General features: G+C 71.6%; 18 protein-coding genes. 3 read left to right on the forward strand and 15 right to left on the reverse strand.

Annotated elements, in window-relative coordinates; all coding sequences use genetic code 11:
* Positions 1-192: 192 nt before the first annotated feature.
* From ELQ40_RS17200 to ELQ40_RS19285, 6 genes are all read right to left on the reverse strand, one after another.
* Positions 193-1125 (reverse strand): nucleoside hydrolase, encoded by a 933-nt coding sequence (locus ELQ40_RS17200; protein WP_127794788.1) that lies wholly within the window; start codon positions 1123-1125, stop codon positions 193-195.
* Positions 1122-2108 carry a ribokinase gene (locus ELQ40_RS17205; RefSeq protein WP_127794789.1) on the reverse strand — a complete coding sequence of 329 codons (987 nt, stop codon included), beginning with the start codon at positions 2106-2108 and terminating at the stop codon, positions 1122-1124. The genes ELQ40_RS17200 and ELQ40_RS17205 overlap by 4 nt, the downstream gene beginning before the upstream one ends.
* Positions 2105-5140 (reverse strand): septum formation family protein, encoded by a 3036-nt coding sequence (locus ELQ40_RS17210; RefSeq protein WP_127794790.1) that lies wholly within the window; start codon positions 5138-5140, stop codon positions 2105-2107. Before ELQ40_RS17210 ends, ELQ40_RS17205 begins: the two co-directional genes overlap by 4 nt.
* Positions 5140-5712 (reverse strand): orotate phosphoribosyltransferase, encoded by a 573-nt coding sequence (gene pyrE, locus ELQ40_RS17215; protein WP_240665845.1) that lies wholly within the window; start codon positions 5710-5712, stop codon positions 5140-5142. Before pyrE ends, ELQ40_RS17210 begins: the two co-directional genes overlap by 1 nt.
* Positions 5713-5757: 45 nt before the next feature.
* A complete protein-coding gene (locus ELQ40_RS17220) occupies positions 5758-7239 on the reverse strand; it encodes a threonine/serine exporter ThrE family protein (protein WP_127794791.1) in 1482 nt (493 codons plus the stop codon).
* 276 nt (positions 7240-7515) lie between these two features.
* Positions 7516-7647 carry a hypothetical protein gene (locus ELQ40_RS19285; RefSeq protein ID WP_255424707.1) on the reverse strand — a complete coding sequence of 44 codons (132 nt, stop codon included), beginning with the start codon at positions 7645-7647 and terminating at the stop codon, positions 7516-7518.
* A gap of 131 nt (positions 7648-7778) precedes the next feature.
* Here ELQ40_RS19285 and ELQ40_RS17225 point away from each other — a divergent pair, with 131 nt between their 5' ends.
* Together ELQ40_RS17225 and ELQ40_RS17230 are read left to right on the forward strand one after the other, a co-directional pair.
* Positions 7779-8711, forward strand: a complete 933-nt coding sequence (locus tag ELQ40_RS17225) for a LysR family transcriptional regulator (protein WP_127794792.1) — start codon at positions 7779-7781, stop codon at positions 8709-8711.
* 11 nt (positions 8712-8722) lie between these two features.
* Complete coding sequence (locus tag ELQ40_RS17230; protein WP_127794793.1) at positions 8723-9508, forward strand: enoyl-CoA hydratase/isomerase family protein; 786 nt, start codon at positions 8723-8725, stop codon at positions 9506-9508.
* A 42-nt stretch (positions 9509-9550) separates the two neighbouring features.
* Here the strand turns inward: ELQ40_RS17230 and ELQ40_RS17235 are convergent, their stop codons facing one another.
* The 9 genes from ELQ40_RS17235 to ELQ40_RS17275 all read right to left on the reverse strand — a co-directional run bounded on the left by ELQ40_RS17235 (position 9551) and on the right by ELQ40_RS17275 (position 19891).
* Positions 9551-11083, reverse strand: coding sequence for a CoA-acylating methylmalonate-semialdehyde dehydrogenase (locus ELQ40_RS17235; RefSeq protein ID WP_127794794.1), 1533 nt, complete (start codon positions 11081-11083; stop codon positions 9551-9553).
* 2 nt (positions 11084-11085) lie between these two features.
* Positions 11086-12399, reverse strand: coding sequence for an aspartate aminotransferase family protein (locus ELQ40_RS17240; RefSeq protein WP_127794795.1), 1314 nt, complete (start codon positions 12397-12399; stop codon positions 11086-11088).
* A gap of 127 nt (positions 12400-12526) precedes the next feature.
* On the reverse strand, positions 12527-13678 hold the full coding sequence (locus tag ELQ40_RS17245) for an ABC transporter substrate-binding protein (RefSeq protein WP_127794796.1): 1152 nt from the start codon (positions 13676-13678) through the stop codon (positions 12527-12529).
* A gap of 130 nt (positions 13679-13808) precedes the next feature.
* Positions 13809-14672 carry an ABC transporter permease gene (locus ELQ40_RS17250; RefSeq protein WP_127794797.1) on the reverse strand — a complete coding sequence of 288 codons (864 nt, stop codon included), beginning with the start codon at positions 14670-14672 and terminating at the stop codon, positions 13809-13811.
* Positions 14672-15583 (reverse strand): ABC transporter ATP-binding protein, encoded by a 912-nt coding sequence (locus tag ELQ40_RS17255; protein WP_127794798.1) that lies wholly within the window; start codon positions 15581-15583, stop codon positions 14672-14674. Before ELQ40_RS17255 ends, ELQ40_RS17250 begins: the two co-directional genes overlap by 1 nt.
* On the reverse strand, positions 15580-16473 hold the full coding sequence (locus ELQ40_RS17260; RefSeq protein ID WP_127794799.1) for an ABC transporter permease: 894 nt from the start codon (positions 16471-16473) through the stop codon (positions 15580-15582). Before ELQ40_RS17260 ends, ELQ40_RS17255 begins: the two co-directional genes overlap by 4 nt.
* The gene (locus ELQ40_RS17265) at positions 16470-17486 is read right to left on the reverse strand and encodes a TIGR03842 family LLM class F420-dependent oxidoreductase (RefSeq protein ID WP_127794800.1); all 1017 of its coding nucleotides are present in this window, start codon (positions 17484-17486) and stop codon (positions 16470-16472) included. The genes ELQ40_RS17260 and ELQ40_RS17265 overlap by 4 nt, the downstream gene beginning before the upstream one ends.
* Before the next feature lie 106 nt (positions 17487-17592).
* Positions 17593-19029, reverse strand: a complete 1437-nt coding sequence (hydA, locus tag ELQ40_RS17270; RefSeq protein WP_127794801.1) for a dihydropyrimidinase — start codon at positions 19027-19029, stop codon at positions 17593-17595.
* Between the two features lie 13 nt (positions 19030-19042).
* The gene (locus ELQ40_RS17275) at positions 19043-19891 is read right to left on the reverse strand and encodes a nitrilase-related carbon-nitrogen hydrolase (protein ID WP_127794802.1); all 849 of its coding nucleotides are present in this window, start codon (positions 19889-19891) and stop codon (positions 19043-19045) included.
* 271 nt (positions 19892-20162) lie between these two features.
* On the opposite strand from ELQ40_RS17275, the gene ELQ40_RS17280 reads away from it, so the two are divergent.
* Positions 20163-21557, forward strand: coding sequence for a PLP-dependent aminotransferase family protein (locus tag ELQ40_RS17280; RefSeq protein WP_240665846.1), 1395 nt, complete (start codon positions 20163-20165; stop codon positions 21555-21557).
* The last annotated feature ends 52 nt before the right edge of the window (positions 21558-21609 follow it).

A 21609-nucleotide genomic window follows, 5' to 3' on the forward strand; every position in this document is an offset into this window, starting at 1 on the left:
GGCGGCCGGCGGCCGGTGTCGTGGGTCGGAAGCCACCATGCTGAAGGGCTCGCGGCGCATCCGCGAGCGACCGGGTCACCTGCCGTCGCGCGGCGAAAGACGGCGCGACACGACGACGCCGCGGGTCATCCGAACCCGGCTGCGACGCAACGCTTCGTCACGGGGCGGACGACGCGGCCGCGTCATCCGCCGTCACGCGAGCCGCGAGACCGCCTGCTCGAGCCCGCTCCAGAACCGTTCGACGTCGATGCCGATCGCGACGGCGGCGTTCGGCTCGCGGGCGAGCATCCCGTCGAGGTCGGCCACGGTGGCACCGACGGTCTCGGTGCCGACGAGTTCGACGTCGAGGCGGGTCCGCACGACATCGACGCAACCGGGATCGGCGAGCACCGCGACGGCGACCGGGTCGTGCAGCGGTCCGTCGGGCATGCCGAACACCTCGTCGTTGGTGCGGCAGAAGAACTCGAGCAGTTCGTCGCCGAACGCCGACGTGCCCGTGCCGATCGAGGCCAGCCGCGCCCGCACCTCGGCCGTGACGAGCGCGCGATGCGTGACGTTCAGCCCGACCATCGTGAACGGCACGCCGCTGCGCAGCACGACGTCCAGCGCCTCGGGGTCGACCCACGCGTTGAACTCCGCGTACGGCGTGACGTTGCCGCGCTCGGTCGAACCGCCCATCCACACGATCTCGCGGATCCGCGACACGACGTCGGGTCGGTCGCGCACCAGCACGGCGACGTTCGTGATCGGCCCGGTCGCGATGATCGCCACGGGTTCGGATGCCTCCGCCAGCGTGTCGGCCATGAGGTCGGTCGCGCTTCGCGGGTCGAGCTCGAACGCCGGCTCGGGGAGCTCGGGCCCGCCGAGCCCGTTCTCGCCGTGGATCCACTCGGCGGTCGACAGGGCGCGGCTGAGCGGACCCGCCGCGCCCGCGGCGACCGGCACGTCGGTGACGCCGGCGACCGTCAGGGCGATGCGCGCATTGCGACCCGTGTGCTCGAGCGGCACGTTGCCGCCGACCGTCGTCACCGCGAGCAGGTCGAGTGCCGGATGCCCCGCCGCCAGCCAGAGCGCGAACACGTCGTCGTGCCCGGGATCGCAGTCGACGATGACGGGGAGGCTCACGCGCCGCCCTTCCGGCCGGTCACGGCGTCGGATGCCTCGAGCACGCGCTCGCGCGAGGCGTACGCGTCGACCGTTCCGGGATGCTGCACCGCCAGCGAGGCCGCGGCGACCGCGATGCGGACGGCGTCGTCGAGCCCGCGGCCCTCGGCGAGGAAGGCGGCGAGGGTGCCGGTGAATCCGTCGCCGGCACCGGTCGTGTCGACCGCCTGCACGGTCGGCGCCGTCACGGCGACGGTCTCGGTCTCCGTCGCGGCGACGGCACCGGCCGCGCCGAGCGTCACCACGAGGGATCGGGCGAGGCCGGAGCGGACCGCGGCGGCCGTGGCCTCGCGCCAGACGTCGAGCTCGGCGCCGTCGACGAGATCGTCGGCATCGGCATCGGTGCCGTCGAGATGGGGGCCGATGCCGACCTGGCGGGCCTCGTGCTCGTTCACGACCAGCGGGTCGGCGAGCGCCAGCGTCGACGCTGCGACCGGTACCGGGGGAGCGAGGTTGAGCACGAATCGGATGCCGGCCTCGGCGGCTGCCGCCGCCACACGGTCGACCACTTCGGCGGGGAGCTCGCCCTGCGTGAGGACGATGTCCGCACCGGCCAGCCGGTCGCCACGGAGCTCGACGTCGGCGGCGGTCCAGTCCAGGTTCGCGCCGCCCGCGACCACGACGGTGTTCTCTCCCGACGCGGTGACGGTGATGAGGGCGACGCCGGTCGGCGCATCCGGTATCCGCTCCAGATGCCGGGTCGACAGGCCGAGGCGTTCGAGGGTCTCGGTCGCGAGCGCGCCGTTCGCATCGTCGCCGATGCGGGCGAGCAGGTCGACCTCGGCTCCGGCGACGTGCGCTGCGACGGCCTGGTTGGTGCCCTTGCCACCGAGCGCGAGCCGGAACCCGGAAGCCGAGATCGTCTCGCCGGGCCGGGCGAAGGCGTCGACGTAGCAGGTCGCGTCGACGTTCAGCGACCCGAAGACGACGACCCGGGAACTCATGCGGTCGGGCCGGTGCCCTGCAGCGACGCGGTGAGGAGTTCGCCACCGGCGCGGTTCACGAAGCAGTAGTACGAGCGGACGCCCGCCGTCCACTGGGCCTCGGTCACCGGGTACGCGGACTGGATCTGCAGGTCGGGGATACCTGCGGCCGCCGCGACGTCGACGACGCCGGCGGACACGCAATGAGCCTGTGCCGCCGCGCCGGCCTCGGCCTCGCCGGGGAACGGCGCCGCCGGGTCGTCGCTGAGCGAACCACGGTAGACGAGCTGCGCGCCATGCGGAGCGGCGCAGTCGACCACGGTGAACTCCTCGGCCCACGGACCGGCGAAGGGCTCGATGCACTCACCGCCGAACATCGTGTCCCACGCGTGCACGCCCGGCGGCTGGATCGCCGTCGGCACGGGCGGCGGCGTCGCGGTGGCGGTCTGCGCGGCCGTCGTCTCGGCACCGGCGGACCCGCTCGGCAGGGCTGCGGTGCCGGAGCCGCCGCCGAGCCGGGTGCCGAACCAGAACAGACCGGCGACGATCAGCAGCGCGGCAAGCCCGCCGGCGACCCAGATCAGCGTCTTCGGAAGACCGCCGCCGGAGCCGGAGCCGTTCGTGCCCGAAGACCCCGCGCCGCCGGGCGGACGCGAGCCCGCCGCGGCTCCCGCCGGCCCGGCCGATCCTCGTGGCCCGGTCGATCCGACCGGTCCGCCGGCCGCCGCGAACGGCTGCGCACCGGCGCGGCCGGGGCCCTGCGCAGACGGAACGGCTCCGGCCGCGACGGCCGACGCGCCGAACAACGCCGTCAGGCCGGTGTCGGTCGACTCGGCATTCGAGGCATCCGACCGCGGCGCCTCGCCGTAGGGCGACGTCGGGTCGTACTGCGCCGTGCGGTCGTACTGCGCCGTGCGGTCGTACTGCGCCGTGCGGTCGTACGGCGCCGTCGGGAGCGGGTCGGCCTGGGCCGACTCCTCGGCCGACGCGAGCCAGGTCCGCCGCTCCGGTCGCGGCTCCACCTCGGCGCCATCCGGTGCGGGAGCCTCGAGGTCGGCCTTCGGATCGGCCGCGTGCGGATCGGCCCGAAGGTTCCAGGCGTACGTCGGCTCATCGGCGTCCGGCCCAACCCCCTGCACCGGGTCGGCGAAGGGCCGGCCGTACGCGAGGGTGTCGGCCCGGGAGTCGAGGCCCCTGGGATCCCCGTCGAGGACGGCGTCATCCGAATCGAACGGGTCGGGGTCCTCGTCGAAGGCGCCGAACCCGAGCGACGAGAAGTCGTCGCCGTCGCCGGGTCCGGACGGGCCGGAGTCCGGAGCGACCGGTTCGGGCGCCGGGATCGTGGGGTGCGCGGCGCGTCCGGATCCGAGCGCGGCGAGCAGGTCGTCGACGGGAGGCTCCGGATCGGATTGCTCAGGGTCGGCATCGTCCCAGCGGACGGAGGCGAAAGCCGGGAACGGGGCCCTGGCGCGCGGCGCCTGGGCCATGGACTCATCTGGAGCGTCCAAGGACCAGTGCTGAGCCGCGACCGGCTCGAGATCGGCGGCAGGGCCGCGGACCTCGAGGAAGGGGAGCGGATCACCGTCGAATCGCGGGGCGTCGTTCGTCAGGGGCGCGCCCGGAGGCTGCGCCGGCTGCGAGGACGAGGCACGGGGCGCCCACTGCACCGGGTCGACATACGGCTCGGGCTCGGGGTCACCGGCGGGCTCGGCATACCCGACCGGCTCGGCGTACCCTGCCGGCTCGGCGTACCCGACCGGCTCGGCGTAGTCATCGCCTGCGAAGGGCTGCTGCGGCTGCGCCCACGGGTCGTGCTCGACGGGCTGTTGCGGGGTCGCCCACTGCATCGGCTCGGCGGGAACGGGCTGTGCCCACGGGTCCTGCTCCGCGTACGGCTGCGGCGGCTCGGCGTACTGCGGAGCTTCGGCGAATCCGCCGGTCCCGTCGTACTGCGGCTCGGCGTACTGCGGAGCGTCGGCGAATCCGCCGGTCCCGTCGTACTGCGGTTCGGCGTACGGCTGCGGCTCGGCATACTGCTGCGCCTGCGCCCACGGATCGGGTTCGGCATACCGCGGAGCGTCCCCGTACTGCTGGTCGTCTGCCTGCGGCATCCACTGCACGGCGTCGTATCGGGGTTCGGGCTGCGGGGCCGGTGCCGGAACCGCCGGGTCGGGTTCGGACAGTGCCGACCAGATCTCCGCGTCGTAGTCGCCCACGGTGCGCGGCGCCGCCGGCGTGAACGACTGCCGCGCCACGGGCGGCGCAGTGGGTTCGGGCATCCATGACGCCGTACCGTCGGTCGCCTCGGCGAGGCCCTGGTCTCGGTGCTCCGCCGGAACGGGATCGACGAACTCGTCGGGTTGCGACAGTCGGGCGAACGCTGCACGGAGGGAGGCCTCCGCACTGGTCTGCGCGGTCGGTCCACCCGACGATTCGCCCCACTGGAGCGCGAACGGCGCGGCGGGCGTCACCGGCCCGGGCGGCACCTCCGGGGCCGGCGCGTACGGTGCGGACGCGGGCGGCTGCGGCGCCGGGGCGGGCGGCGGCGCCCACGTCGGTGCATCCTGCACGGGAGCGGGCTCGGCGAACCGGGACGGCGGCGTGAACTGCTGGAGCGCCTCGGGCTGCGGCGTCACCATCGGCCCCCCGATCACCGGCTGGGCGTGCGGCGGGGCATCCGACGGGCCGGCCTGCGCTGCGGGCGCAGCCGGTTCCGCGAGCGAGAACCAGTCGTCGATCTCCTGGTGACGGCGTACCGGCTCCGGACGGAGGGGCTCCGGCTCGACGGGTTCAGGCGCATACGCCGCAGGCTCGAACGCTGCCGGCTCGAACGGCGCGGCAGGCCGGAACGGCTCCGCAGGCGGCACCGGAGCCGACGGGAATCCCCGGGCCTGCTCCTGTGCCTCGAAGGCGAACGGCGAGAACGGCTGGGCAGGCTCCTCCGAGAGGGGCACGGGCGCCGTCGACGGGTCGGACGCACGGTCGAACGCACCGAGCAGCCAGTCCGCCCCGTCGTCTTCGAATGCGTCGCCGCGCCCGCCGCCCGAACGCATCAGGCCAGTCCCAGGTCTTCCAGACCGATGGCGTAGAGGTAGGGCACGCCCTCGGCCTCGATGACCTCGCGCGCGCCGGTGGCCCGGTCGACCACGACGGCGACCGCCGCGACCTCGGCGCCCACCTTGCGCAACGCCTCGATCGCCTTCAGCGGCGAGCCGCCGGTCGTCGAGGTGTCCTCGAGCACGATCACGCGCTTGCCGGCGAGCTCGGGACCCTCGACCTGCTTGCCGCGACCGTGGTCCTTCGGCTCCTTGCGCACGACGAATGCGTCGTACGCGAGACCGCGGGCCGCGCCCTGGTGGAGGATGGCGGACGCGATGGGGTCGGCGCCCATCGTCATGCCGCCGACGGCGGCGATGTCGGGGACCTCGGAGATGAGGTCGAGCATGACCTGGCCGATGAGGGGCGCGACGCGGTGATCGAGGCTCACCTTGCGGAGGTCCACGTAGTACGTCGCCTTCTTGCCGCTCGTGAGCGTGAAGTCGCCGTGGAACACCGCCTCGGCGGAGATGTGGTCGATCAGGCGGCGGCGCACGTCGGCGGCGGCCCGGGGGTCTGGCTGGGTCACCCGTCGAGTGTACGCGGTGCTCACCGGGCGTATGGAGGTGAATCCTCAGGAATCCCGATCGCGCATCTCCCGAGCCGACTCGCCGTCGGGCCGTCCCGCCGAGGCTGGATCGGCGTCGGCTTCGATGCGTTCCGGCTCGGCCGTCGACTGCTCGAGCGCCGCGCGGGTGCCGTCCGGCCGACGCCTCGGCTTCGGCCGGCGCGTCCAGAACGAATCCCGGCTCCCCGGCACGAGCCTGGCCCAGAACGGCGGTTCCGCTGCCTCGTCGTCTGCCGAAGGCAACTCGATGTGGAAGTTCGCGAGCTCTTCGGCTCCACGGTGGACGACGCGGTAGAGCGCGGTGCCGATGAGCACTCCGAGTGCGATCGCCATGATCGACGTGAGTGCGGTGACGAAGTCGCCCACGCCGCTCTCGGTGCCGAATGCCTCGGTGAGGCCGGCCACGCCCGCTGCGCCGGGCACCAGGAGCCAGAACGCCGGGAGGAAGGTGAGCTGCGACGGCACGCCTCGTCGCAGGTCCGAGATCCACAGGACGACGGGGGTCATCGCGAGCGCTCCGACGAACCCGCTCACGGTCGCACCCGCGATGAGCTCGCCGATCGCCTGGCCGAAGTAGGCGACGACGAGTGCGAGCAGCACCCATCCGAAGGCCCGGCCCGGCGCCGAGAAGTGCAGCAGGTCGCCGACGGCGATGAGGAGGACCCCGGCCGCGGCGGTCCACCACGGCAATTGGTCGCCCGATCCGCCGAGCACCTCGTAGCTCCACGCTCCGACGCCGACCACCGTGCCCGCGGCGAGGATGCCGAACGAGAGCAGGGCGAGCTGCACGAGGCCGGTGATCAGGCGCGAGGCCCCGGCGATCATCTGGCCCGCCGCCAGCTCCATCGTCGCGGTCGTGAGCGCGCTGCCCGGCAGGAACGTGACGAGCGGGGCGATGAGCAGTTCGAGCGGGTTGCCGATCGGCACCACCTCGGAGAGGAGGAATACGGTGATCGCCGAGACGAAGGCCGCGACGACCGGGAACACGAGCTGCAGCGTCGGCGAGCGGATGAGCTTCGCCAGCCCGAGCACGGCGCCGAGCCCGAACGCGACGAGCAGCCCCTGCCAGGTGGGCGTGAGCAGCAGGGCGAGGCCGGTCGTGAGGATCGCGTGACCGAGCACGCGCACCTGCCAGCGATGCCGCGGCCGCATCGCCCCGATCTGGTTCAGGCGCTCGATCCCGCGCTCCGGATCGACGGAGCCGGCGCGCGCCAGGGCCACGAGCTCGTAGAGCGCGGCGATCTGGTCGAGCCGGAACTGCGGGTTGACGGCGGTCCGGAGTCCGACGCGACCACCCTGCCCGGCTCCGCTGTCGACGATGATCATGGTCGGGAGCACGACGAACTGGATGTCGCGGCGATCGTAGGCGGCGGCGATCTCGGCGAGCCGCTCACCGATCCGGTCGACGGATTCCTGGGCGGCGTTGAGCCCTTCGGCGAGTCCGAGCAGGAACTGCCGCAGCATCGCATCGTCGTTCGAGTCGGCCATGCGCCGCCCTCCCCGCGCAGTCCGGGGGCGCCGAGCGGCGCCCGCGCTCTCACGCTAACGCCGGTGCCGCGGACGTGTCGACCCGGGACGATCGGCGGGATGCACCGACGGTGCCGCCGACCACGCCGTCGCCGGATGTGGGCGACGCATCGCGGTCCCCCCAACCATCACCCCGATGCGCCGCCGGCCGAATGACGAAGGGCCGCTCCGCGGGGTGTCCCTCCCCCGCGCAGCGGCCCTTCGAAAACGGGGCGACCGAGCCCCGGCGCGCGCGACCTAGACGGTGCGGGCGAACTGCTCCTTGGGCATCCGGCGGTAGCCGTCGCGTGCGACGACGACGAGCGAGCTCGCGACGCCGGCGAGCGAGATGACGCCGAGGATGGAGAGGAGGACGACAGCGGAGAACACGGCAAGGCCTTTCGTAGAGGTGGCGGTCGAGCGACGGAGGCTCCATTGCACGTGTTCGACGCCTCAATCATCGCCCAGAAAACCATTCAGCACAATCGCACAGACCTTTACGGAACATGTAGCGTTACTACATGGATGTTCGCCGCCTCGATCTGCTCAGGGAACTCGCCGAGCGCGGCAGCGTGACCGCCGTCGCCGAGGCGACCGGACGCACCCCCTCCGCGGTCTCCCAACAGCTCAAGGTCCTCGAGCGCGAAGCCGGCATGCCGCTCACGCAGCGCAGCGGACGCGGCGTCGTGCTCACCAGCGCCGGGCACGCCCTCGCGCGTTCGGCGACCGAGGTCGCGGTGGCGCTCGAGCGCGCGACCGCGCTCTGGGACGAGTTCCGCAACCACCCGAGCGGCGAGGTCACCATGGTCACTTTCCCGACCGTCGGAGCCACGATCCTGCCCGGAGTCCTCGTCGACCTCGGGAGCATCACCGGCCTCGTCGTCCGCGCGACCGACCTCGACCCCGAGCTCAGCGGATTCACCGACCTCGCGAACGAGTACGACATCGTGCTCGCACACACCATGCCCGGCGTCCTGCCGTGGGGCGGTCGCGGGCTCACCGTGGTCCCCCTGCTCACCGAGCCCCTCGACATCCTCCTCCCCGCCGGTCACCGACTGGCCGCACGCACGTCGGTCACCTCGCAGGACCTCGTCGACGAGACCTGGATCGGCGTGCCGCCCGGATTCCCGTTCGAGCGCATCCTGCACGAGATCGAGCAGGTCGGCGGACAGCGGGTGGAGGTCGCCCAGCGGTTCAGCGACATGCGCATCGTCGAGGCGTTCGTCGAACACGGCTTCGGCGTCGCGTTCATCCCCCGGTACACGTCGGGGCAGCTCCCTCCCGGCCTCGTCCGTCGGCCGCTGCGCGGCGTGGCATCCGCTCGTCAGATCGTCGCGCTCGTGCGGCCCGACGTCGCCGAGCGACTGGCCGTGCGAACCGTGCTCGACGTGCTCGTGTCGCACGCCGCCCGGCTGGTGCGATCGCACGCGCCCGCCGCCGGATCCGCCGAATAGACTCGGCCCTCATGAGCGATGCAGCCGAAGCCGATGCCGTCCTCCTCTCCGTCGTCGACGGGGTCGCCCGGATCACGCTGAACCGACCGCATCGCCTCAACGCGGTCGATCCGGCCGCCATCGAACGGTGGCGCGACATCGCCCACGACGTCGCCGGGCGGGCCGACGTCGGCGCCGTGATCCTGGATGCCGCGGGCCGCGCGTTCTGCGCCGGCGGCGACCTGCGGGCGATGCGCGAGCTCGCCGGCGACGGCGACGGGGCCGGCCGCACGATCACGAAGCTCGCCGACGTCATCCACGAGGGCCACCAGGTGCTTCGGAACAGCGACAAGCCGATCGTCGCGGCCGTGCAGGGCCCCGTCGCGGGCGGCGGACTCGGGTTCATGCTCGTCGCCGACCTGATCGTCGCATCCGACGCCGCGTCGTTCTCGAGCCGGTACGCGGATGCCGGGCTGACGCCGGACTGCGGCGTGAGCTGGCTGCTGCCGGAGGCCGTCGGCACTCGTCGCGCGCTCGAGCTCGTGCTGACCTCCCGCACCCTCGGCCCGGCCGAGGCGCTCGAGTGGGGGCTCGTGACCGAGGTCGTCGCGACCGATCGCCTCGCGGCCCGCGTCGAGGAGATCGCACGCACCTGGGTCGACGGCGCCACCGGGGCGTTCGGGCAGGCGAAGCGCCTCGTGCGCGCCGCGAGCGAGCGCCCGTTCGCCGTCTCGCTCGACGACGAGGCCGTGACGATCGGGCAGGCGTTCGAGACCGCCGACGCCCAGGCCCGTATCGCGGCGTTCACCGCGCGGTAGGGCCGCGGCCCGAGCCGCCGGCCTCGACCGCCGGCGCCCGCCTCAGTCGTGCCGCGGGAACCCCAGGTCGACGCCGCCGTGGCTCGGGTCGAGCCAGCGCGAGGTGATCGCCTTCTCCTGCGTGAAGAACTCGAACCCGTGCGGGCCGTACGACTTGGCCGAGCCGAACAGCGACTCCTTCCAGCCGCCGAACGAGTGGTACGCGACCGGCACCGGGATCGGCACGTTGATGCCGACCATGCCGACCGTGACCTCGCGCTGGAAGCGCCGGGCGGCACCGCCGTCGTTGGTGAAGATCGCGGTGCCGTTGCCGTAGCGGGAGCCGTTGATGATCTCGAGCCCCTGCTCGTACCCCTCGACCCGCACGACCGAGAGCACCGGTCCGAAGATCTCGTCGCGGTACACGGCCGACGAGGTCGGCACCCGGTCGACGAGGGTCGGCCCGAGCCAGAAGCCGTCGGGCTCGCCGTCGACCTCGATGCCCCTGCCGTCGACCACGACGTCGGCGCCGTCGGCGGACGCGACGTCGACGTACCCGGCGACCTTGTCGCGGTGCTCGCGCGTGATGAGCGGCCCCATGTCGGTGCCGCGGGTGCCGTCGCCGGTCTTCAACCCGCCCATCCGGTCGCGCACCTTCGCGACGAGCTCGTCGGCGATCGTGTCGGTCGCGAGCACGACCGACACGGCCATGCAGCGCTCGCCCGCCGAACCGAAGCCCGCGTTGACGGCGGCGTCGGCCGCGAGGTCGAGGTCGGCGTCGGGCAGCACGAGCATGTGGTTCTTCGCGCCGCCGAGGGCCTGCACGCGCTTGCCGTTCGCCGAGGCCGTCTCGTAGATGTACCTCGCGATCGGGGTCGATCCCACGAACGAGATCGAGCGCACGGTCGGATGCTCGAGCAGCGCGTCGACCGCGACCTTGTCGCCGTGCACGACGTTCAGCACGCCGTCGGGAAGTCCCGCCTCCTGCATCAGGCGGGCGAGCCAGACTGCCGCCGACGGGTCCTTCTCACTGGGCTTCAGCACGACCGTGTTGCCGGACGCGATCGCGATCGGGAAGAACCACAGCGGCACCATCGCGGGGAAGTTGAACGGCGAGATGATGCCGACGACGCCGAGCGGCTGGCGCACGGTGTAGACGTCGATGCCGGTCGACACGTTCTCGGAGTACTCGCCCTTCGTGTACCCGGGCATGGCGCACGCGAGCTCGACGACCTCGAGGCCGCGCGCGATCTCGCCGGCGGCGTCGCCGAGCACCTTGCCGTGCTCGCTCGTGAGGATCGCGGCGAGCTCGTCGCTGCGCGCGTTCAACAGCTCGCGGAACGCGAACATGACCTGCTGCCGCTTCGCGATCGACGTGTCGCGCCACGCCGGGAACGCGTCGGCGGCGGCCCGCACGGCGAGGTCCACGTCGTCGACGCTCGCGAAGCGCACGCGTTTCGTCTCGACGCCCTTGGCCGGGTCGTAGACGGGTCCCGAGCGGTCGGATGCTCCGGCGACGGCTCTCCCGCCGATCCAGTGCTCGACCGTGGCGACGCCTGCCGCCTGATCGGGGGTTCCGGTGATCGTCTGGCTCATGGTCAGCCCTCTCCTTCGAGTGCGGTGCCCAGGACCTCATCGTAGATCGACATCGCCTGGGCGACCTCGTCCTCGGTCACGACGCAGGGGGGCACCACGTGGATGCGGTTGTCCTGGATGAACGGCAGCAGGCCTCGCTGCACGAGGCCGGCCTTGATGCGGCCCATGGCCGCCGCCGCGAGCGGCTCGCGGGACTCGCGGTCGGCGACGAGTTCGAGCGCCCAGAAGACGCCCTCGCCGCGGACCTCGCCGATGACGGCGTGCTTGTCGGCGAGTTCGGCGAGGCCCGGCGCGATCGCCGTGTCGCCGATCGCCCGGGCGTGCTCGACGATGCCCTCCGAGGTCATCGCGTCGATCGTCGCCACGATCGACGCCATCGCGAGCGGATGCCCCGAGTACGTGAGCCCGCCGGGGAACACGCGTTCGTCGAACTGCTCGGCGATCGGCCCGTCGATGATGACCCCGCCCGCCGGCACGTACCCCGAGTTCACGCCCTTCGCGAAGGTGATGAGGTCGGGGCGCACGTCGTAGCCGTCGAACGCGAACCACCGGCCGGTGCGGCCGAACCCGGCCATCACCTCGTCGAGGATGAGCAGGATGCCGTGGCGGTCGCAGAGTTCGCGCACCCCGGCCAGGTACCCGGGCGGCGGGATGAGGATGCCGGCGGTGCCGCCGACGGTCTCGAGGAGGACCGCGGCGATCGTCGACGGCCCCTCCGACTCGATCACGCGGCGCAGGTGCTGCAGCGCCCGCTCGGTCTCCTGCTCGGGCGTCGTCGCCCAGAACTCGGAGCGGTACGGGTACGGGCCGAAGAAGTGCACGTGGCCGCGGGCGAACTCGTTGGGTACGCGCCGCCAGTCGCCGGTGGCCACGACGGCCGCGCCGGTGTTGCCGTGGTACGAGCGGTAGGTCGAGAGGATCTTGTCGCGGCCGGTCGTGAGCCGGGCCATCCGGATGGCGTTCTCGTTCGCGTCGGCACCGCCGTTGGTGAAGAAGACGCGTCGGAAGCCCTCGGGCGCCCGGTCGACGATGCGTTTCGCGGCCTCGCCGCGCGCCAGGTTCACCGTCGACGGGGCGATGGTCGTGAGGAGCTCGGCCTGCTCGCGGATCGCCGAGACGACCGCGGGGTGCTGGTGCCCGATGTTGACGTTCACCAGTTGGCTCGAGAAGTCGAGGTACTCGTTGCCGGCGTGATCCCACACGCGGCATCCGCGCCCCGACGCGACGACGAGCGAGGAGGTCTGCGACTGCGCCGACCAGGAGTGGAAGACGTGCTCGCGATCGAGTTCGCGCGCGAGGTCGTCGGTGTCGGTCATGGGTGCTGCCTTTCCGTGAGGCGGGATGGCCCCGCCGCCGTCCGGTGATCGAGTAGGAGCGAAGCGACGTATCGAGATCCAGGACGGGTCTCGATACGCGCTCCGCGCTACTCGACCACCGGTCCCGCTAGTTGCCGCCCTCTTCGAGGGTGACGTCGATGGGCTCGAAGCCCTCGCCCGTGAGGTCGAGGTCTTCGCCCTCGAGCTCGTCGAGCGCCTGCTGGATCCACTCGTTGCTCCAGGCCGTGGCCGGGGGCTCCTCGGTGATGAGGTGGGCGCCGGCCTCGTTGACCGCGGCGAGCGCGCCGTCGACGGTCTTCTGGAAGGCGGCCTCGTCGATCACGCCGATGCCCGACGGCGACGGCCAGATGAGCTTGTTCGTCTCGTTGACCATCCAGAGTTCGTGGCTCGGACCCCAGCCGGAGCCGGCCGCGATCGTGATCTCGGACGCCTCCTCGGGGTTCTCGGCCGCGTAGATCCAGCCCTTGATGACGGCCTTGAGGAACTTGACCGTGGTCTCCTGGTACGCCTCGTCGCTCTCGAGCTTCTCGGTGTCGGCCCAGATCGCGTCCTGGAGCATGGCACCCTCGGTGTCCTCGTACGAGATGACGTTGAAGTCGTCCTCGGTGTAGAGCTCACCGGTGTCGGGGTTCACCGACTCGAGCAGCTGCGCGTACTCGTTGTACGTCATCGCCTGGGCCGCGTCGATGTCTCCCGACAGGAACGCGTTCATGTTGAAGTCCTGGGTGATGATCTGCACGGTCGTGGCGTCGAGGCCCTCGGCGGCCATGGCCGCGAAGATCTCCCACTCGTTGCCGAAGCCCCACGAGCCGATCTTCTTGCCCTCGAAGTCGGCGACCGACTCGATGCCCGAGTCGGCCCACGACACCTGGAGGGTGCCGGAGCGCTGGAAGATCTGGGCGATGTTCGTGAGGTTCGCGCCCTGCTCGATCGAGCCGAGCACCTTCGGCACCCAGGCGATCGCGTAGTCGACGTCGCCGTTGGCCAGCGCGTCCTGCGGCACGATGTCGCCGCCGGAGGGGATGATCTCGACGTCCAGGCCCTCCTCCTCGAAGAAGCCCTGGTCGGCGGCCGCGAAGTAGCCGGCGAACTGGCCCTGCGGGAGCCACTGGAGCTGGAGCTTGACGGGCGTGAGCTCGCCGGAGCCGTCGCCGGAGTCGCCGGATTCGGTGCCGCCGCCCGAGCAGGCCGCGAGGACGAGCGCCGCGCTCGCGGCGATCGCGCCGAGTGCCGCGAGGCGGCCTCTGCTGTGCTTCATGTCGGTCCTTCCGTGGGGTGTGATGCGGGATGGTGCGGAACGTGGTGCGCCGCGTGGCGCGTGGTGCGGTGGTGCGGTTCGCCTCGCGGTGCGAGGACGGCGTGCGCGCGGCATCCGAGGGCGGGGCGCGTCATCGCGCACCTCCCCCGGTGCGGTGCGGCTGGGTGCGGTGCGGCTGGACCAGGCGTTCGAGGAGCAGCGTCGCGAGGTAGAAGAGCAGGCCGAGCGCGATGGATGCGACGACGTACGCCCACGCCCGGGCATACGCGCTCGACGCGGCCGAGGTCGAGATGAGCGAGCCGAGGCCGCCGCGCGGGCCACCGAAGTACTCGGCGACGAGCGCGGAGATCACGGCGAGCGACGAGGCGATGCGGATGCCGGTGAGCATGAAGGGACGCGCGGTCGGCAGCGTGATGGTGCGCAGGACCTGGCCCGAGGTGGCCGCATACGCCTTCATCAGGTCGCGGTGCACCGGTGCCGTCTGCCGGAAGCCGCGCAGCGTGTTCACGAAGACCGGCACGAACGAGGCGAGGGCGGCGATGGCCTGGCGACCGAACTGGCTGTCGGCGCCGAACATGGAGTTGAGCACGGGGGCGAGCGCGACGATCGGCACGACCGCGATCGCGGCGACCACCGGTGCGCTCATCAGGTCGATGGCCCGCCACCTCGCGGCCAGCGCGGCGAGCGCGAGCCCGAGGATCGTGCCGGCGACGAGGCCGACGAGCGCGTTCGTGCCGGTGATGATCGCCGCCGAGAGGATCGACGGCCAGTAGGCGACGAACTCCTCGACGATCGACGCCGGGCTCGGGAGCAGGTAGTCGGAGACGCCGACGACGCTCACGAGGAACTGCCACGCGCCGAGCACGATGAGCCCGACGGCGACGGGCGCCACGACCCGCAGCACGGCCTCGCGGCGGGAGCGGGCCGCGGCACCGCCGCCGATGCGCGCTCCCGCGACGGCCGTGGCCCGCGTGGTCGTCGTGGTCGTGGCCATCAGCGCGTCTCCACCCCGCGGGCGCCGCCGCGCCGTCCTGAGCCTGTCGAAGGGACGGGCGACCCGTGCAGCGCCTCGCGCACGGCGGTGACCATCTCGAAGAACGCGCGGTCCTCGCGCAGCGCCTCGGTGCGTCCGGTGCCGGCGCGGCCGTCTGCGGCGCGCGCGGCATCCGCGCCCAGGCGCATCTCGAGGACCTCCTGGATGCGTCCCGGCCTCGGGCTCATCACCACGACCCGGTCGGAGAGGAAGACGGCCTCGGGGATCGAATGCGTGACGAACACGACCGCGGCACCCGTCTCGCCCGAGATGCGCACGAGCTCGCCCTGCATCTTCTCGCGGGTCATCTCGTCGAGCGCACCGAACGGCTCGTCCATGAGCAGCAGGCGGGGCCGTTCGGCGAGCGCCCGCGCGATCGCGACGCGCTGCTGCATGCCGCCCGAGAGCTGGTCGGGGTAGCGGTCGGCGAAGTCGGCGAGCCCGACCATGTCGAGCAACTCCGCGACGCGGTCGCGTCGGGCTGCCGTCGCCACGCCGTGCAGTTCGAGCGGCAGGGCGACGTTGCCCGCGACCGTGCGCCACGGCAGGAGCCCGGCCTGCTGGAACGCGATGCCGTAGTCCTGGTCGAGCCGCGCCTGCTTCGCGGTCTTGCCGAACACGCGCAGGTCACCCGACGTCGGCTCGTCGAGATCGGCGATGAGCCGCATGAGCGTCGACTTGCCGCAGCCCGACGGCCCGATGAGCGAGACGAACTCGCCCGGCGCGACGGCGAGGTCGATGCCCTCGAGCGCCTGCACCTGCCCGGTGCGGGTGTCGAACACCTTGTCGACGCCGGCGACGTGCACGGCCGGTGCGGTGGTCGACGGGGCGGCGCCCACCGCCGCTGCGGATTCGGTCGAGGGGTCGGTCATGCCGCCTGCTCCGTTCTGCGGTAGTTCTTGAGGATCGCGCCGAGCAGCGCCACTGAGCCGGCAGCCACGAGGCCGAGCACGATCGCGCCGAAGATCGGCGCCCAGGCCTTCGCGGGGTCGCCCGACGCCTGACCGGCGAACTGGATCAGCAGTCGCCCGATGCCGCCCTGCAGGCCGGTCGAGACCTCGGCGACGACGGCGCCGACCACGGCGTTCGCCGCTCCGAGCCGGAGCGCGGGCAGCAGGTACGGCACGGCGGCGGGGAACCGGAGCTTGCGCAGCGTCGCCCAGTACCCGGCGGCGTAGGTCTGCATGAGCTCGGCGTGGATGCGGTCGGGCGACTGCAGGCCCTTGAGCGCGCCCACCGCGATCGGGAAGAACGCGAGGTAGCTCGCGATCAGGGCGACCGACATCCAGTCCTGCCACTCGAACGAGCCGATCTCGACGCGCGATCCCCAGCTCTTCACCACGGGTGCGAACGCGATCAGCGGCACCGTCTGGCTGAGGATGATCCATGGCAGCAGGCCCCACTCGGCGATCCGCCACCGCTGCATGACGAGCGCGAGCCCGATGCCGACGACCATGCCGACGAGCCATCCGGCCGCGGCGATGCCCAGCGTCGTGAGCGCGGCGAGCGCGATCGCGGCCCAGAGCGGCGGCGCCGACGGCGAGCGCGTGACCGGTTCGGCGAGCCGGGTGAGCATGTCCCAGACGTGCGGCATCGCGAGGTCGGAGGTGCGGGGCAGCACTCGGGTCTCGCCGAGGACGACGCCGTCGGCGGGCCCGAGCAGCTTGTACGCCTCCCACAGGGCGACGAGCAGGAGGATGCCCCCGACGCCCCACGCGACCGCCGACCAGCGCCGCCTCGCGGCCCCCGGAGGTCGCGTCATGCCTTCGCCCTGATGTGCTCGGTCATCGCCGGGATCACGGTCTCGCCGTAGACGCGCAGGGTCTCCTCCTTGTTGTCGTGCTGGAGGTAGCCGGCGAACTGGTCGACGCCGAGCTCGGCGAGCTGCTCGAGCTTCTGGATGTGCTGGTCGGCCGAACCGAGCACGCAGAAGCGTTCGACGATCTCGTCGGGTACGAAGTCGACGTGGTCGTTGTCGGCTTTGCCGTGCGAGTTGTAGTCGTAGCCCTCGCGTCCGCGGATGTAGTCGGTCAGCGCGTCGGGCACGGTGCCGTGGGCGCCGTACTTGGCGACGATGTCGGCGACGTGGTTGCCGACCATGCCGCCGAACCAGCGGCACTGGTCGCGCATGTGCGCCCAGTCGTCGCCGATGTACATGGGCGCGGCGACGCAGAACTTGACCGACATCGGGTCGCGCCCGGCCTGCTCCGCGGCATCCCGCACCGTCTTGATCATCCACTCGGCGATGTCGACGTCGGCGAGCTGCAGGATGAAGCCGTCGCCGACCTCGCCGGTCAGCTTGAGCGCCATCGGCCCGTACGCCGCGACCCACACTTCGAGTTCGGAGCCCTTCGACCAGGGGAACTGCAGGGTCGATCCGTTGTACTCGACGGGCCGGGAGTTCGCGAGCTCGCGGATGACGTGGATCGATTCGCGAAGCTCGGCCATCGTGGTCGGCTTGCCGTTGGTGACCCGCACCGCCGAGTCGCCGCGGCCGATGCCGCAGACCGTGCGGTTGCCGTACATCTCGTTCAGGGTCGCGAACGTCGACGCCGTCACCGTCCAGTCGCGGGTGGCGGGGTTGGTGACGAACGGGCCGACCTTGATGCGCTGGGTCTGCGCGAGGATCTGGCTGTAGATGACGTACGGCTCCTGCCACAGCAGGTGCGAGTCGAACGTCCACACGTGGCTGAACCCGTGCACCTCGGCGAGCTTCGCGAGCTGGATCGTGCGCGACGCCGGCGGGTTGGTCTGGAGGACCGCTCCGAATTCCATGGCTGTCTCATTCCTGTTCGGTGGTCGAGTAGGGCGGAGCCCGTATCGAGACCGGTGGCGGGATCTCGATACGCTGCGCTACTCGATCACCGGCCGGTGGTGTTCTTCAGATGAGGTACTGCGACAGGCCGCGCTTGAGGAAGCGGCCGTCGCCCTTGGCGCCGACGTACTCGTCGCCCTCGACGACGACCTTGCCCCGCGAGAGCACGGTGCCGACCTTGCCGTCGATCTCGTAGCCCTCCCACGCCGAGTAGTCCATGTTCATGTGGTGGGTCTTGCCGAGGCCGATCGACGTGTGGCCGTTCGGGTCGTACACGACGATGTCGGCGTCGGCGCCCGGCTGGATCACGCCCTTCCTCCCGTACAGCCCGAACATGCGGGCCGGCGTGGTCGACGTGAGCTCGACCCAGCGCTCGAGCGTGATCTCGCCGGTCACGACGCCCTGGTACATGAGGTCCATGCGGTGCTCGATCGACCCGATGCCGTTCGGGATCTTGCGGAAGTCGCCGAGTCCGAGCTCCTTCTGGTCCTTCATGCAGAACGGGCAGTGGTCGGTCGAGACCATCTGCAGGTCGTTGGTGCGCAGCGCCTGCCACATCGAGTCCTGATGCCCCTCGGCGCGCGACCGCAGCGGCGTCGAGCACACCCACTTCGCACCCTCGAACGAACCCCATTCGGGTCCGGATGCCCCGAGCTGGTCCTCGAGGCTCAGGTACAGGTACTGCGGGCAGGTCTCGCCGTAGACGTTCTGACCCTTGTCGCGCGCCCATGCGAGCTGCTCGACGGCCTGCTTCGCCGAGACGTGCACGACGTAGAGCGGAGCGCCGGTGAGCTTCGCGAGCATGATCGCCCGGTGCGTGGCCTCCTCCTCCATCTCCCAGGCGCGCGCGATGCCGTGGTAGTACGGATCGGTCTTGCCCTGGTCGACGAGCTGCTGGGCGAGCACGTCGATCGCGGGGCCGTTCTCGGCGTGCATCATCGTGAGCATGCCGGTGTCGCGAGAGACCTGCATGGCCTTCAGGATCTGCGCGTCATCGGAGTAGAACACACCCGGGTAGGCCATGAAGAGCTTGAAGCTCGAGATGCCCTCGTCGGGGAGCCTCCGCATGGCCGCGAGCGATGCCTCGTTCACGTCGCCGACGATCTGGTGGAACCCGTAGTCGATCGCGCAGTTGCCGCCGGCCTTCTCGTGCCAGGCCGCGAGGCCGTCTTCGATGCGCTGGCCGTAGGTCTGCACCGCGAAGTCGATGATGCTCGTCGTGCCGCCGTGCGCGGCGGCACGCGTGCCCGATTCGAACGTGTCGGATGCCTCGGTGCCGCCGAACGGCAGCTGCATGTGCGTGTGCGCGTCGATCCCTCCGGGGATCACGTACTTGCCGGTCGCGTCGATCACGCGGTCGACCGCGGCCGAGACATCCGTGCCGAGCAGCGTGCTGCCCGGCTCGAGGACGGCGACGATGCGCTCGCCGTCGACGAGCACGTCGGCGGCCGCGCGGCCGGTGGCGGAGACGACGGTACCGCCGCTGATGAGGGTGGTGGTCATGACGGGCTCCTCCTTACGGCTTCGCGATCTGCTCGTACGAGTCGGGGCGACGGTCGCGGTAGAACTGCCAGTCGTCGCGCATCTGCTGCACCATGTCGAGGTCGAGGTCGCGGACCAGCACCTCCTCGTCGTTGCCCGATCCGCGTTCGCCGACGAAGTTGCCGCGCGGGTCGATCACCTGGCTCGTGCCGTAGAAGTCGACGGCGAGGTCGCCGTACTCGTTGTCCTCCCGGCCGACCCGGTTGGGCTGGAGCACGAAGTAGCCGTTCGCGACGGCGGCGCACGGGCCCTCGACCTCCCAGAGGCGATTCGACAGGCCCGGCTTGGTGGCGTTCGGATTGAAGACCATGTGCGCGTCGTTCAGCCCGAGCTCGCGCCATCCCTCGGGGAAGTGCCGGTCGTAGCAGATGTACATGCCGACCCGGCCGACCGCGGTGTCGAAGACGGGGTAGCCGAGGTTGCCGGGCCGGAAGTAGAACTTCTCCCAGAACCGGTCGAGGTGGGGCAGGTGGTGCTTGCGGTACTTGCCGAGGATCGTGCCGTCGGCATCGACGAGCACGGACGTGTTGTAGTACACGCCGGTCTGCGCCTCCTCGTAGATGGGCAGCACCATGACCGTGCCGAGCTCCTTGGCGAGGTCCGCGAAGCGCTGCACGATGGGGCCCTCGGCGGACTCGGCGAATCGGTAGTACTTCTGGTCCTGGGTGATGCCGAAGTACGGCCCGTAGAACAGCTCCTGGAAGCAGACCACCTGGGCGCCGTCGGCCTTCGCGTCTCGCGCGAACTGCTCGTGCTTGTCGAGCATCGATGCCTTGTCGCCCGTCCACGTGGTCTGCGTGATGGCCGCTCTGACGATCGTCATGTCTGTCTCCTGAGTCGGGCGGCGTCGTTGCCGTTGCTCGAGGATCGCCTGGCGTGGTGCTCGTGTCAGGTGTTCGTCGGGTGCTGCGACGCCGAGGTGTACCGATTGGACTGCCGGTGGAACTGCCGAACTGGGTGCGCGAGACCGGGCTTTCGACCCGTTCTGTTATTGTTCGGCTTGAACATTTCTCTTCTGTTTCACTCTGTGACGCTGTGGTTACATATCCTGTCCCTCGCACCCGCTGGAGGCAATGGTGGTGTCAGGTATTCGTGTGAACGCACCCCGGTTGCTCGTCCTCGCAGATTTCTCCGATGCCTCACCACGAGCGATCGCCGCCGAAGTCGCCCGTCTCGTCAACGGCGGCGAGATCGGCCCCGGCGAGCGGCTCCCCACGGTCCGCGAACTCGCCGCGGCGCTCGGCGTCAGCCCGGCGACGGTGAGCCAGGCGTGGCAGGCCCTCGCGCGCGCCGGCCTCATCGAGAGCCGGGGGCGAGCCGGGAGCTTCGTGCGGGATGCCGCATCCGCTCGTCTGGCACCGCGCATGCGCGGCATGGCCGCCCCCGACGGCCCCGTGCGCCTCGACCTCTCCCGCGGCACGCCCGACCCGTTGCTGCTGCCCGCGCTCGGCCCGGCCCTCTCGAGGGTCTCGGCGAAGGCGGAGACCGGCAGCTACCAGGCCGAACCCGTCATCCCGGGGCTGGCGCGCGTCCTGCGGGATTCGTGGCCGAGCGAGGCCGAGTCGATCATGGTGCTCGACGGCGCGCTCGACGCGATCTCCCGCACGCTCGAGCAGGTGGTGCGCTTCGGCGACCGTGTCGTCGTCGAAAGCCCTGGATTCCCGCCGTTTCTCGACCTGCTCGAGGTACTGGGGGCGGTGCCCGTGCCCGTGCGACTCGACGACGAGGGCATCCGCCCCGACTCGCTCGCCGTCGCGCTGCGCAAACGCCCGGCCGCGGTGCTCCTGCAACCGCGGGCGCAGAATCCCACCGGCGTCTCGATGACCCCTGCCCGCGCCGAGGCGCTGGCCCGCACGATCGAGACCGCCGAACGCGTCGACGACCTCGTCGTGATCGAGGACGACCACTCGGGCCTCATCTCGATCGAGGGCGACGTGACCCTCGGCACCTGGCTGCCCGACCGCGTCGTGCACGTGCGGAGCTTCTCGAAGTCGCACGGCCCGGACCTGCGGATCGCCGCCCTCGGCGGCCCGCGCGACCTGGTCGAGCACCTCGCCGGTCGGCGCATGCTCGGGCCGGGCTGGACCTCGCGGATGCTCCAGACCATCCTGCTCGACCTGCTCACCGACGGAACCTCGATCGACGCCGTCGCCGAGGCGAGACGCCGGTACTTCACGCGGCAGCGCGTACTCGGCGACGCGCTCAGGGCCCGCGGCGTGGCGGCGGCGCCCGCCGACGGCATCAACCTCTGGATGCCCGTGCTCGGCGAACGATCGGCGCTCGTGCAATTGGCCGCAGCCGGCGTGCGCGTCGCGGCAGGCACACCGTTCCTCGCCGCATCCGACGCCACCGACGCGGTGAACGGCGTGCGCCAGCGTCCCGGGGGCGACTTCGTGCGTGTCACGGTCGGCGCCGTGCGCGACGGCGTGGAGGATCTCGCGGACGATCTCGCGGCGGCGGCTTCGCACCTCGTCGCCGGAGGATACTGAGCCGTCGGCGGACGAAGCCGCCGGAGCATCGGACCACCGGATCGCACCCCGA

The organism is Agromyces sp. LHK192 (assembly GCF_004006235.1).
Lineage (GTDB): Bacteria > Actinomycetota > Actinomycetes > Actinomycetales > Microbacteriaceae > Agromyces.

What these genes read in the sequence shown, in the direction of transcription:
- ELQ40_RS17205 (WP_127794789.1), bottom strand. Translation starts at nt 2,108, where the DNA reads ATGAGTTCCCGGGTCGTCGTCTTCGGGTCGCTGAACGTCGACGCGACC.
- ELQ40_RS17210 (WP_127794790.1), bottom strand. Translation starts at nt 5,140, where the DNA reads ATGCGTTCGGGCGGCGGGCGCGGCGACGCATTCGAAGACGACGGGGCG.
- ELQ40_RS17220 (WP_127794791.1), bottom strand. Translation starts at nt 7,239, where the DNA reads ATGGCCGACTCGAACGACGATGCGATGCTGCGGCAGTTCCTGCTCGGA.
- ELQ40_RS17225 (WP_127794792.1), top strand. Translation starts at nt 7,779, where the DNA reads ATGGATGTTCGCCGCCTCGATCTGCTCAGGGAACTCGCCGAGCGCGGC.
- ELQ40_RS17230 (WP_127794793.1), top strand. Translation starts at nt 8,723, where the DNA reads ATGAGCGATGCAGCCGAAGCCGATGCCGTCCTCCTCTCCGTCGTCGAC.
- ELQ40_RS17235 (WP_127794794.1), bottom strand. Translation starts at nt 11,083, where the DNA reads ATGAGCCAGACGATCACCGGAACCCCCGATCAGGCGGCAGGCGTCGCC.
- ELQ40_RS17240 (WP_127794795.1), bottom strand. Translation starts at nt 12,399, where the DNA reads ATGACCGACACCGACGACCTCGCGCGCGAACTCGATCGCGAGCACGTC.
- ELQ40_RS17245 (WP_127794796.1), bottom strand. Translation starts at nt 13,678, where the DNA reads ATGAAGCACAGCAGAGGCCGCCTCGCGGCACTCGGCGCGATCGCCGCG.
- ELQ40_RS17250 (WP_127794797.1), bottom strand. Translation starts at nt 14,672, where the DNA reads ATGGCCACGACCACGACGACCACGCGGGCCACGGCCGTCGCGGGAGCG.
- ELQ40_RS17255 (WP_127794798.1), bottom strand. Translation starts at nt 15,583, where the DNA reads ATGACCGACCCCTCGACCGAATCCGCAGCGGCGGTGGGCGCCGCCCCG.
- ELQ40_RS17260 (WP_127794799.1), bottom strand. Translation starts at nt 16,473, where the DNA reads ATGACGCGACCTCCGGGGGCCGCGAGGCGGCGCTGGTCGGCGGTCGCG.
- ELQ40_RS17265 (WP_127794800.1), bottom strand. Translation starts at nt 17,486, where the DNA reads ATGGAATTCGGAGCGGTCCTCCAGACCAACCCGCCGGCGTCGCGCACG.
- hydA (WP_127794801.1), bottom strand. Translation starts at nt 19,029, where the DNA reads ATGACCACCACCCTCATCAGCGGCGGTACCGTCGTCTCCGCCACCGGC.
- ELQ40_RS17275 (WP_127794802.1), bottom strand. Translation starts at nt 19,891, where the DNA reads ATGACGATCGTCAGAGCGGCCATCACGCAGACCACGTGGACGGGCGAC.